Raw genomic sequence first — 12,542 nt, 5'->3', positions numbered from 1 at the left:
GATTTGATGATGAAAAAGGTTTGGCTGGCGCTGGCGGGGATGATCCTGGCATTCAGCGTTTCTGCAGCGCAGTATAAAGATGGCAAAGAGTTCGTTACTTTGGAAAAACCGGTCGCTGGCGAGCCGCAGGTTCTGGAGTTCTTCTCTTTCTATTGCCCGCATTGCTATCAGTTTGAAGAAGTTCTTCATGTTTCTGATACCGTGAAGAAAAAACTGCCGGAAGGCACCAAAATGACTAAATACCATGTCGAGTTCCTTGGCCCATTGGGCAAAGATCTGACTCAGGCGTGGGCGGTAGCAATGGCGCTGGGTGTGGAAGATAAAATCACTGCTCCTATGTTTGAAGCTGTGCAAAAAACACAGACTGTTCAAAACGTGGCAGATATCCGCCAGGTATTCATTGATGCAGGCGTTAAAGCTGAAGAGTATGACGCAGCATGGAATAGCTTTGTGGTGAAATCATTGGTTGCCCAACAAGAGAAAGCCGCGGCAGATCTGCAATTGCAGGGTGTTCCAGCTATTTTCGTGAACGGTAAATATCAATTGAATCCGCAAGGAATGGACACCAGCAACATGGACGCATTCGTCCAGCAATATGCTGATGTGGCCAAGTTCCTGGTCGAGAAAAAATAATAAAAAAGCCGGTCGATTGACCGGCTTTTTTTTATCGTTTAATGCTCGTCAGCAGCGCGTCTTTCTTATGCCATAACGCATTCAGCCATTGCTGAAAACGCCGTTTAAAACCCTTATCATTTATGTAATCTCCATGCAGATCCTCTGCAATCGGCACCAGCGACACTCTCACCACGATCCGAGTCATCTTTCCACTTAACATGTCATAGAACGGGCTTTGTGCATTCTCCGGGTAACAGAGCGTGACGTTTAAGAGTTTATCAAACTGTTTTCCCAATACATTAAGAGCCATTGCGATACCCGCAGCTTTCGGTGGAAGAAGATTCTGGAAAGCTGAACGAGTCTGTAATCGCTTTTCTCTAGTAAATCTTGAACCCTCGACAAAATTCACAATTGTCGTTGGATGAGAGCGAAATTTCTCGCATGAACGGCGGGTGGTCTCGACATCTTTACCGCGCCGCTCCGGGTGGCGGAGTAAGTATCCCCGTGAATACCGCTTCATAAAAGGCATATCCAACGCCCAGCAAGCCAGGCCCATAAAGGGTACCCAGGCGAGCTGTTGTTTTAAAAAGTACTTATTCATCGGGATATGTTTGCGAAACAGTACGCATAAAATGACGATATCGGCCCAGCTTCTGTGATTACAAATCAGCAGGTACCAGTTCTTCTTGCTGAGTTCGTCCAGACCCTCAATATCCCATTTTAGGTGTGGGTTAAGCTTAAGTAAGAAAGCTAACCCCTCACACCAGCAATACATCATGAAATCAGCAAAGGCCGAGATTGAACGCCAGATGATTGGAATAGGTAACAGGAGTTTGATGATTCCAGCGATAATAATGGGAACCGAACATGCAATAGTCACCAGAATGGTGAGAACGACACTCAGAATTAACGTTATCGCAGCGAACAATCTCGACATAAATAAATTTTTCAGATGGTTAGAGAGTGTCAGGTTCAGGGGAAAGAATAATACGTGGAGAATTTTATCAGAAAAGACGAGTGAGTGATGAAACTAAAACTGCTCATTAATAAATGGTGCATATAGGACTTTTGATATTATTGCTCTATAACATAATTATTTTTTATATCCACATTTCCGGATCACCTGTGTAAGGCCATCCAACCTGAGCGGTTAATCCCTAAGGTAATGATAAACAATAATATTTATGAGAATTAGTATTTCCTGTAAAAGGAATAATCAAATACTTAAAGAATTATGCACAAACTTATCCACAATATTGATCTTGAGGCCGATCTCGAAGATCAACAAAACTTTTCACCTAATCTGCCTCAAAAGTTCATGTTTTCAGCCAGGCTATGGCATCCTTTAGCTATAAACTAAAAAACCAGTCATGGAACGGAACATTATGGTTCAGATCGCGCAAAACCCACTTATCCTCGTTGATGGCTCATCCTACCTTTATCGTGCTTATCACGCCTTTCCACCGCTGACCAACAGCAAAGGTGAACCAACAGGGGCAATGTACGGTGTGCTGAACATGCTGCGCAGTCTGTTGTTGCAGTATCAACCCACTCACGCCGCTGTGGTTTTTGATGCTAAAGGTAAAACCTTCCGTGACGAATTGTTCGAGCATTACAAATCTCATCGCCCGCCAATGCCCGACGATCTGCGCGCGCAAATAGAACCTCTCCACGCGATGGTTAAAGCCATGGGCTTGCCTCTCCTGGCGGTTTCAGGCGTGGAAGCTGACGATGTGATTGGCACACTAGCGCTTGAGGCCGAGCGAGTTGGTCGCCCGGTGTTGATTAGCACCGGTGATAAAGATATGGCGCAGTTGGTTACACCGGGCGTTACGCTGATCAATACCATGACCAATACTATTCTTGGCCCGGATGAAGTCCGCACTAAATATGGCGTGCCGCCAGAACTCATCATCGACTTCCTGGCGTTAATGGGTGACTCGTCAGATAACATACCTGGTGTGCCGGGCGTTGGCGAGAAAACAGCACAGGCGCTGCTACAAGGCTTAGGTGGACTGGATACGCTGTATGCCAACCCAGAGAAAATCGCCGAATTAACCTTCCGTGGTGCAAAAACCATGGCGGCGAAGCTTGAGCAAAGCAAAGATCTTGCTTACCTCTCCTATAAACTGGCAACCATTAAAACGGACGTTGAGCTTGAACTCGGTTGCGAGCAATTAGAAGTGCAGCAGCCTGCAGACGAAGAGCTTCTTGAGCTGTTCAAACAATATGAATTCAAACGCTGGATTACCGACGTAGAAGCTGGCAAGTGGTTACAGGCCAAGGGCGCGAAGACGGCTACTCAGCCTAAAAAAACCCTTGAGATTGAAGCCGAAGCTGAACCAGAAGAGCCAGCAATTGCCCTTTCTCATGAAAACTACGTCACCATTCTTGAAGAAAGCGTGCTTGAAGAATGGATTACTCGTCTGAAGAAAGCGCCTGTTATCGCCTTTGACACGGAAACGGACAGTCTGGATAACGTCAGTGCGAATCTGGTCGGGCTTTCATTTGCCACGGAGCCGGGCGTTGCGTGCTACATCCCCGTTGCGCATGACTATTTAGATGCCCCAGTGCAAATTACTCGCGAACGCGCACTCGAAATGTTGAAGCCGCTACTTGAAGATGAAAGCATTCTTAAGGTTGGGCAAAACCTCAAGTTTGACCGTGGCATCATGCAAAACTACGATATCGAACTTCGCGGAATTGCGTTCGATACCATGCTTGAGTCCTATATTCTTGATAGCGTCGCAGGCCGCCATGATATGGACAGCCTTTCCGCACGCTGGTTGAAGCACACAACCATCACTTTTGAAGAGATTGCTGGTAAAGGTAAAAAGCAGCTGACCTTCAACCAGATAGATCTCGAGCAGGCCGGGCGTTACGCCGCAGAAGATGCAGACGTGACTTTGCAGTTGCACCTGAAAATGTGGCCTCAGCTTGAAAAGCGTGAAGGGCCATTAAGTATCTTCAAAAATATTGAGATGCCGCTGGTGCCTGTGCTTTCACGCATTGAACGCAATGGCGTGAAGATCGATCCGGCTGTGCTGCATACGCATTCTGAGCAACTGACAAAACGCCTCGCTGAGCTGGAAATCACCGCTCACGAAATCGCGGGTGAGCCGTTTAACCTCTCTTCTCCAAAGCAGTTGCAAACCATTCTGTTTGAAAAGCAGGGTATTAAGCCGCTGAAAAAAACCCCTGGCGGCGCACCGTCAACATCTGAAGAAGTGCTGGAAGAGCTGGCTCTGGACTATCCATTGCCTAAAGTTATTCTTGAGCATCGTGGGCTGGCAAAACTGAAATCGACCTATACCGATAAGCTGCCGCTGATGATTAACCCGAAAACGGGGCGCGTACACACTTCTTATCATCAGGCTGTTGCGGCAACCGGGCGCTTATCTTCAACCGAACCAAACCTGCAAAATATTCCAGTGCGTAATGAAGAAGGACGTCGTATTCGTCAGGCCTTTATTGCGCCGAAGGATTACCTGATTGTCTCTGCCGACTACTCGCAAATTGAACTGCGCATCATGGCGCATTTATCCCGCGATAAAGGGCTGCTGACGGCGTTTGCTGAGGGCAAAGATATCCACCGCGCGACGGCTGCGGAAGTATTCGGTATTCCGCTGGATAATGTTTCTGGCGAGCAACGCCGCAGCGCGAAAGCGATCAACTTCGGTTTGATTTACGGCATGAGTGCGTTTGGTTTGTCACGCCAGCTCAATATTCCGCGAAAAGAGTCGCAGAAATACATGGATCTCTACTTCGAGCGCTACCCGGGTGTTCTGGAATATATGGAGCGTACTCGCAAGCAGGCAAAAGAGCAGGGTTATGTCGAAACGCTGGATGGCCGCCGTCTCTATTTACCTGATATCAATTCCAGTAATGCGGCCCGTCGCGCTGGTGCTGAACGTGCGGCTATCAACGCCCCAATGCAGGGAACGGCAGCCGATATCATCAAGCGTGCCATGATTGCTGTCGATGCCTGGCTTGAATCAGAAAAACCGCGTGTGAAAATGATCATGCAGGTACACGATGAACTGGTGTTTGAAGTGCATCAAGATGATCTGGAAGCCGTATCGAAGAAAATTCACGAGCTGATGGAAGGCAGCATGAAACTTGATGTGCCGTTGCTGGTGGAAGTTGGAAGCGGTGTAAACTGGGATGAAGCTCACTAATTAAAGCGATTTATGTAACTAAGCAACATAACTCATAGCTTTTTGTGATGACGCTTCAATATCGGTGTGTAAAGGGTGAAAAAAAACTACAAAAAATACTTTTTCAACCGATTAAAAAGGAGTAGAGTTATTTGCGTAGGGTACAGAGGTAAGATGTTCTATCTTTCAGACCTTTTACTTCACGTAATCGGATTTGGCTGAATATTTTAGCCGCCCCAGTCAGTAATGACTGGGGCGTTTTTTATTGGGCGCGAGTCAGGAAATGCACGAGTTTCCCCATACATTACTTATTCCCCAGTAGTTTCGTCGTCTTCTTCTACGCTGTCTTCTTCGATCGCTGGTGGGATATCGTTGTACCAACCATCAAGCTTATGACGTAACACATCCACGCCGATTTTTTTCAGTGAGGAAAACGCCTCAACCTGAATATCACCGTTAAACTCTACAACCGCTTCGCGCACCATATTCAGTTGTGCTTTACGCGCACCAGAGGCCAGTTTGTCGGCTTTAGTTAGCAGCAGCATCACGGGAATACCGCTGGCAACAGCCCAGTGAATCATTTGCTGATCGAGATCTTTCAGCGGATGACGAATATCCATCAGCACCACTAAACCTTTCAGGCTATTACGCTTTTGCAGATACTCGCCAAGCGCGCGCTGCCATTTCAGTTTTACTTCTTCCGGTACTTCGGCGTAGCCATAGCCCGGTAAATCCACCACACGTAAGCCTTCAGCCACTTCAAACAGGTTGATGAGCTGCGTACGGCCAGGTGTTTTACTGGTACGAGCCAGTGCTTTCTGATTTGTCAGCGTATTTAACGCGCTGGATTTCCCTGCGTTTGAGCGGCCTGCGAAAGCAACCTCAATACCGGTATCAGAAGGTAAATGGCGAATATCCGGTGCGCTAAGCACGAAGTGGGTCAGTTGGTAGTTCCAGTTTTTCAAAACGGTTGTCTCCCTCAGGATGAGCATTGTGGGGGATTATACCTGAACATGAGCAAAACGCCGTGTTTCTCGGCATGGCTCACAGGCTTACAGAAATTCGCCCGAGGCTTGTAAGACATTGACCATTCATATTGGCAGATAACGCAGTGTTGTGAGATGCAGACATAATTTAAAGTGTTTATATAACATATGGTTATTCAGGAATGGCTTAATGATGGCAATGACTTAACTCTAATGCTCATCTTGTAGTATCCATAGGTAAGCGTAAAGTAAGCGGCACAGGCAAAGGAGAGCCACAAAGGATAGCAACTCAGGATGAGGGTTCAGGAGCGTCATGATGACGAAGAACCAGGGAAATGCCAGGAGGCAACGTCAGGAGACGTTTTAAAAGGACAAGGAACTACACGGAAGTTGTTTGCAAGGGAAAGACAGGGCGTCGAGTGCAAACAGGGATTGTGTGACCTATGAAGGGTCCAGAGACAAGAAAAAGGCGACAGGTTAACCTGCCGCCTTTTTTCTTTGCTTGCTTTCTGCTAGATTCCGCCGCAATTCTATACTGAATAAAAATGGCTCAAGATAACCTATTATGAAGCAACAAAACTCAGCAGCACCTGGTTCCAAACCTTCAAAAGCACGTCGTAAAACGCGTGAAGAGTTAGATCGTGAAGCGCGTGACCGTAAACGCGATAAAAAGCACAGTGGACACGCTGCGGGGAGTCGCGCAAGTGGTGGCACTCAGGCTAAAAGTGGAACAGGTAGCTCTCAGGCTAAAGATCCGCGTATCGGCAGTAAAAAACCCGTTGCTCTGGGCGTAACTGAAGTCCAGGTCAAGAAACCAAAACAGCACAAACCTAAAGTTGAGAAACCTATGCTTACACCACAGGCTGAACTGGATTTGCTGGAAAATGATGAGCGCCTGGATGCGCTGTTAGAGCGTCTTGAAGAAGGTGAAACTCTCAATGCAGAAGAGCAGGCTTGGGTTAACGCTAAGCTTGATCGTATTGATGCACTGATGGAAGAACTCGGCATCTCTTATGAAGATGACGAAGATGAAGAAGAGAAAGGCGATGACTTGATGCGCCTGCTTAAAGGCACTGACTAACGGTTTACCTCAATGGGATTACCTGTTCTTTGCGTGGTTATTCCGCTGGTGTGTTATCTGCTGTGGTTATTCGTTAAACTACGGCGGCTGTCGCGATTACAAAAGTCGTTGCGCCGTCAACGAATGCGGCATCACCGGAGGGAGTGAGAATGTCTGAGCAGTTAATCGATTGGGATTTGGCCCTGATCCAGAAATATAATTATTCAGGGCCGCGTTATACCTCTTATCCCACCGCGCTGGAGTTTTCAGAAGACTTCGGCGAGGCGGCGTTTCTTGAAGCGGTTGCTCGTTACCCTGAGCGCCCGCTGTCGCTCTATGTCCATATCCCGTTCTGCCACAAGCTTTGCTATTTCTGCGGCTGCAATAAAATTGTTACCCGCCAGACTCACAAAGCCGATCAGTATTTAGATGCGCTGGAACAAGAGATAGCCCACCGTGCGCCGCTCTTTAAGGGCCGTCACGTCAGTCAATTGCATTGGGGCGGCGGTACACCGACTTACCTCAGTAAAGCGCAGATAAGCCGTCTGATGGGGCTTCTGCGTGGTCATTTCAATTTCAACGAAGACGCCGAATTGTCTATTGAAATCGACCCGCGTGAAATCGAACTCGATGTGCTCGACCATCTGCGTCAGGAAGGCTTTACCCGCCTGAGCATGGGGGTGCAGGATTTCAACAAAGAAGTGCAGCGCCTGGTTAACCGCGAGCAAGACGAAGAGTTTATCTTTGCGTTGATTCAGCGTGCGCGCGAACTCGGCTTTACCTCGACTAATATCGATTTAATCTACGGCCTGCCAAAGCAGACACCAGAAAGCTTTGCTTTTACGCTTAAACGCGTCGCAGAACTCAGTCCGCACCGCCTGAGCGTTTTTAACTACGCCCATTTGCCGACTTTGTTTGCCGCACAGCGCAAAATTAAAGATACTGATTTGCCCAGCGCACAGCAAAAACTCGACATTCTGCAAGAAACTATCGGCTCGCTGACCCATGCCGGATACCAGTTTATTGGCATGGACCACTTCGCGCGCCCGGATGATGAACTGGCGATTGCGCAGCGCGAAGGCAAGCTGCACCGTAATTTCCAGGGCTACACCACGCAGGGCGATACCGACTTGTTGGGGATGGGTGTTTCTGCCATTAGCATGATTGGCGACTGTTATGCTCAGAACCAGAAAGAGCTTAAAACCTATTATCAACAGGTTGATAGCCAGGGCGATGCGCTGTGGCGTGGCCTGGTACTCACCCGTGATGACTGCATTCGTCGAGACGTTATCAAAGCACTTATCTGCAACTTCCAGCTTAAATTTGCCGAAATAGAGCAGCTTTGGGATCTGAATTTTGCCGAGTATTTCGCAGAGGATTTAAAACTGTTGGAACCGTTGGCGAAAGATGGGCTGGTGGATATCGACAGTAAACATATTCAGGTAACGGCAAAAGGGCGCCTGCTAATCCGTAATATCTGCATGTGTTTTGATAGTTACTTGCGTCAGAAGGCGCGACTGCAACAATTCTCGCGTGTCATATAAAACTAAAGGCGGCTTGAAAGCCGCCTTTTTGTTACTCCATCCCCAACTCTTTTAACTTACGCGTCAGGGTATTGCGCCCCCAGCCGAGTAATCTCGCGGCTTCCTGCTTGTGACCTTGCGTATGACGCAGCGCCGTTGTTAGCAAGGTGCGCTCCATTTCTGGCTGTGCCTCAGAAAGTAAATTCTGATGACCGGAACGTAATGCCCGGTCGGCCCATTGAGCCAGAAGTGTTGCCCAGTTGTCCGATTGCGAATGCGTCGGGCTATCGGGAATGGTGGTTTCGAACAATTCTGCCGGTAAATCCTGAATCAACACTTCCTGGCCTGCCGCCATCACTGTTAACCAGCGGCAGGTGTTTTCCAGTTGGCGCACGTTACCAGGCCAGGCCAGGCGCGTTAAAGCATTTTCAGTTTCAGGATGCAGCAACTTGGCTTCTACGCCTAATTCCTGAGCTGCCACTTGTAAGAAATGGCGGGCCAGGCGCGGAATATCCTCACGGCGTTCACGCAACGGTGGCAGATGCACACGAATCACGTTCAGACGGTGGAATAAATCCTCGCGAAATTTCCCTTCCTGCACGCGCAACTCAAGGTTCTGGTGAGTCGCGGCAATAATACGGACGTCGACTTTCACCGGCGCATACCCGCCAACGCGATAAAACTGCCCATCGGCTAATACACGCAGCAAGCGAGTTTGCACATCCATCGGCATATCGCCGATTTCATCAAGGAAAAGCGTGCCACCATCAGACTGCTCAAAACGTCCCTGGCGAATTTGATTGGCACCGGTGAATGCGCCTTTCTCGTGGCCAAACAGCTCAGACTCAATCAAATCCTTTGGAATTGCGGCCATGTTCAGCGCAATAAAAGGAGATTTCACCCGTGGGCTGTGGCGGTGCAAAGCATGTGCGACTAGCTCTTTACCGGTACCCGATTCACCGTTAATCAGCACGCTTATTGATGACCGTGACAAACGGCCAATAATGCGAAACACATCCTGCATAGCCGGTGCTTCACCGATAATATCGGTGGTCGGCCCATTCACCTGTACGTTGCGCGGCTGCTGTTGTTCCAGATAGTGGCTGATGGCGCGCTCAACGAGTGCGACCGCTTCGTCAATATCAAAAGGTTTTGGCAGGTAATCAAAAGCGCCTTGTTGATAGGCACTCACGGCGGCTTCAAGATCTGAGTGAGCCGTCATTATGATGACCGGTAGCATCGGGTGGCGTTGTTTAATCTGCTTAAGCAGCGCCAGGCCGTCCATGCCGGGCATGCGAATGTCAGATAACAAAACGTCCGGGGTCTTGGTTGCAAGAGCATTAAGGACTTCACTGCCGCTCTCAAAGGTGGTGCAGCTTAAACCCGCTCCGGTCAGAGCACGTTCCAGCACCCAACGGATGGAGCTATCGTCATCAACGATCCAAACTATGCCTCGTTGCATAAAGACCTCTACTTACGAATAGGCAGATAAACCGAAAACTCGGTATGACCTGGCCAACTGTTAAATTCGATTTTTCCCGAATGCTGATCTATCAAGTTGCGTGCTATGGAAAGACCTAAACCTGTCCCTCCCTCACGTCCGCTCACCATTGGGTAGAATAGTGTGTCCTGCAGATGGGCCGGAATGCCCGGACCGTTGTCTTCAATGTCAATACGCGCCGCCAGACGGTAGCGCGTGCCATGCAGCGTAAGCTGGAATGCGGTGCGTGTGCGTAACACTATCTCACCGCCGTCGCTGCCAAGCGCCTGAAGGGCATTGCGAACAATATTTAATAAAATCTGTTCAATTTGGTCGGGATCGTGAGCCAGCTCCGGCAAACTTGGGTCGTAGTCTCTGACCAGCGTTACGTTTGCTGGTAATTCCATCGACACCAGTTTCATCACGCGCTCTGTCACTTTGTGGATGCTTTCAGTGACGTGCATTCCCGGCTGTTGTGGGCCTAACAGTCTATCTACCAGATTCCGTAAGCGATCAGCCTGCTCAATAATCACCTTGGTGTATTCAGTCAGTGACGGGTCTGGTAAGGCTCTGGCCAGCAGTTGGGCTGCTCCACGTAACCCACCCAGTGGATTTTTAATCTCATGCGCCAGCCCACGGACTAAATCTCGGGCGGCAATTTGTTGCGCCTGCTGCAACTGTTCCTGACTCAAGCGACGTTGGTTATCCATCGGCGCCATTTCCATCAGGATGTATCCTTCTGGTAAACGTTGTGCAGTCAGGGAAAGAATGTGGGAGCGGCTATCAATAACCAGTGTGACTTCGTTATCGGTGAAGCCCTGGCCTGCGGTCAGGCTTTCCTGCATCAAGCCAACATTGAGCGAAAAGTAACTCAACAGTTCTGGTAATGGAGTGCCGTACAGCTTGCGCGAACTCTGCGCCAAAAGTTGCTGTGCCGCCGGGTTGGCGTAATGCACTGCCAGCTCGTCATCCACCAGTAAAATACTGTTGATTAAAGAATTCAGGATCTGCCCAGCATCGGGCAGTGTGCCGGTTGCCATACAGCAGTCTCCGATAATTTGCACTGTGATGGTGCATTATAGTTTCCCGTCGGCAAAAGATATTGCGGCAACAGGTTATTTGTGGAGAAAAAAGCCCATCAACGATGGGCTAAAAGTTCTGGGTATTTACAACGTGATTAAACGCTGTAGTACAGTTCGAACTCGACTGGGTGTGGAGTCATGCGCACACGGTCGTTTTCTTCGATACGCAGAGCGATGTAAGCATCGATAGCTTCATCAGTGAACACGCCGCCCGCAGTCAGGAACTCGCGGTCTTCGTTCAGGCAGTTCAGTGCTTCTTCCAGAGAGCCAGCAACTTGCGGGATCTCTTTCGCTTCTTCTGGCGGCAGGTCGTACAGGTTTTTGTCCATTGCTTCGCCCGGATGGATTTTGTTCTTGATACCATCAAGACCAGCCATCAGCAGTGCTGCGAAGCACAGGTACGGGTTAGCCGCTGGGTCCGGGAAGCGCACTTCGATACGGCGTGCTTTCGGAGATGCAACTACTGGGATACGGATTGAAGCAGAACGGTTAGCGGCAGAGTAAGCCAGCATGACTGGAGCTTCGTAACCCGGGACCAGACGCTTGTAGGAGTTGGTGGTTGGGTTAGCCAGGGCGTTGATGGCTTTAGCGTGTTTGATAACACCACCGATGTAGTACAGCGCTTGCTCAGACAGGCCTGCATATTTGTCACCCGCGAACAGGTTTACACCGTTCTTAGCCAGGGACATATGGCAGTGCATACCAGAACCGTTATCGCCAAACATTGGTTTTGGCATAAATGTCGCAGTTTTACCGTATGCATGCGCAACGTTATGAACCACATATTTGTAGATCTGAATTTCATCTGCTTTTTTAGTCATGGTGTTGAAGCGGGTAGCCACTTCGTTCTGACCAGCAGTTGCCACTTCGTGGTGGTGAGCTTCAACAACCAGGCCCATTTGCTCCATAGTCAGACACATTGCAGAACGCAGGTCTTGAGCGGAGTCAACCGGAGGAACTGGGAAGTAACCGCCTTTAACTGCAGGACGGTGGCCTTTGTTGCCGCCTTCGTATTTGGTGCCGCTGTTCCATGCGCCTTCGATATCATCGATAGCGACATGAGAACCGGAAATAGAGCTACCGAAACGAACGTCGTCGAACAGGAAGAACTCTGGTTCTGGCCCGAACAGCACGGTATCGGCGATGCCAGTAGAACGCAGGTAGTCTTCAGCACGCTTGGAAATGGAGCGTGGGTCGCGGTCATAACCCTGCATGGTGCCAGGCTCAAGAATGTCGCAACGAATGATCAGCGTAGAATCAGCGAAGAATGGGTCAATGACAGCGGTAGACGCATCTGGCATCAGAACCATGTCGGATTCATTGATGCCTTTCCAGCCACCAATTGAAGAACCATCAAACATTTTGCCTTCTTCGAAGAAGTCAGCAGTAACCTGATGAGCAGGGATAGTGACGTGCTGTTCTTTACCTTTAGTGTCAGTGAAGCGCAAATCTACAAACTTCACTTCGTGTTCATTCAGCATCGTCAAAACGTGTTCAGCGGACATACTTAACTCTCCCGGATTTGGTCATTGAATTGGCTTGTTGCCCTGAAATGATTAAAGCGAAATCTGTGCCAACTTTTAAATTACCCCAAAAAGGCGCTATCATGCGCACTATAGTGCAAAAGGGCTGCACCACG

General features: G+C 49.0%; 10 protein-coding genes. 5 read left to right on the top strand and 5 right to left on the bottom strand.

What is annotated here, in order from left to right; genetic code table 11:
* Nucleotides 1–9: 9 nt before the first annotated feature.
* The gene (gene dsbA, locus DY231_RS23285; RefSeq protein ID WP_115631940.1) at nucleotides 10–633 is read left to right on the top strand and encodes a thiol:disulfide interchange protein DsbA; all 624 of its coding nucleotides are present in this window, start codon (nucleotides 10–12) and stop codon (nucleotides 631–633) included.
* 31 nt (nucleotides 634–664) lie between these two features.
* Here the strand turns inward: dsbA and yihG are convergent, their stop codons facing one another.
* Nucleotides 665–1,552, bottom strand: coding sequence for a 1-acylglycerol-3-phosphate O-acyltransferase, YihG family (gene yihG / locus DY231_RS23280; RefSeq protein WP_115631702.1), 888 nt, complete (start codon nucleotides 1,550–1,552; stop codon nucleotides 665–667).
* A gap of 448 nt (nucleotides 1,553–2,000) precedes the next feature.
* Here yihG and polA point away from each other — a divergent pair, with 448 nt between their 5' ends.
* Entirely contained in the window at nucleotides 2,001–4,793 is a 2,793-nt protein-coding gene (polA, locus tag DY231_RS23275) for a DNA polymerase I (RefSeq protein ID WP_115631701.1), read from the top strand.
* 153 nt (nucleotides 4,794–4,946) lie between these two features.
* Nucleotides 4,947–4,994 carry a small protein SpfP gene (spfP, locus tag DY231_RS25705; RefSeq protein ID WP_071892919.1) on the top strand — a complete coding sequence of 16 codons (48 nt, stop codon included), beginning with the start codon at nucleotides 4,947–4,949 and terminating at the stop codon, nucleotides 4,992–4,994.
* A gap of 86 nt (nucleotides 4,995–5,080) precedes the next feature.
* On the opposite strand, the gene yihA is transcribed toward spfP, so the two are convergent.
* Entirely contained in the window at nucleotides 5,081–5,737 is a 657-nt protein-coding gene (gene yihA, locus DY231_RS23270) for a ribosome biogenesis GTP-binding protein YihA/YsxC (RefSeq protein ID WP_034500102.1), read from the bottom strand.
* A 586-nt stretch (nucleotides 5,738–6,323) separates the two neighbouring features.
* Here yihA and yihI point away from each other — a divergent pair.
* Both yihI and hemN read left to right on the top strand, forming a co-directional pair.
* Nucleotides 6,324–6,839 (top strand): Der GTPase-activating protein YihI, encoded by a 516-nt coding sequence (yihI, locus tag DY231_RS23265; protein ID WP_115631699.1) that lies wholly within the window; start codon nucleotides 6,324–6,326, stop codon nucleotides 6,837–6,839.
* 149 nt (nucleotides 6,840–6,988) lie between these two features.
* Nucleotides 6,989–8,362, top strand: coding sequence for an oxygen-independent coproporphyrinogen III oxidase (hemN, locus tag DY231_RS23260; protein ID WP_115631698.1), 1,374 nt, complete (start codon nucleotides 6,989–6,991; stop codon nucleotides 8,360–8,362).
* A gap of 31 nt (nucleotides 8,363–8,393) precedes the next feature.
* Here hemN and glnG read toward each other — a convergent pair whose 3' ends face one another.
* The 3 genes from glnG to glnA form a co-directional block, all read right to left on the bottom strand.
* Nucleotides 8,394–9,803: a nitrogen regulation protein NR(I) gene (gene glnG / locus DY231_RS23255; protein ID WP_034499940.1), complete on the bottom strand. Its 1,410-nt coding sequence runs from the start codon at nucleotides 9,801–9,803 to the stop codon at nucleotides 8,394–8,396.
* Between the two features lie 8 nt (nucleotides 9,804–9,811).
* On the bottom strand, nucleotides 9,812–10,861 hold the full coding sequence (gene glnL / locus DY231_RS23250) for a nitrogen regulation protein NR(II) (RefSeq protein WP_115631697.1): 1,050 nt from the start codon (nucleotides 10,859–10,861) through the stop codon (nucleotides 9,812–9,814).
* Between the two features lie 137 nt (nucleotides 10,862–10,998).
* A complete protein-coding gene (glnA, locus tag DY231_RS23245; protein ID WP_064541871.1) occupies nucleotides 10,999–12,408 on the bottom strand; it encodes a glutamate--ammonia ligase in 1,410 nt (469 codons plus the stop codon).
* Nucleotides 12,409–12,542: the final 134 nt, after the last annotated feature.

The sequence above is a fragment of the Buttiauxella agrestis genome, from assembly GCF_900446255.1.
Taxonomy (GTDB): Bacteria; Pseudomonadota; Gammaproteobacteria; order Enterobacterales; family Enterobacteriaceae; genus Buttiauxella; species Buttiauxella agrestis.
The sequence above is the reverse complement of the archived record's forward strand: the minus strand, read 5'-3'. Positions and strand labels throughout refer to the sequence as shown.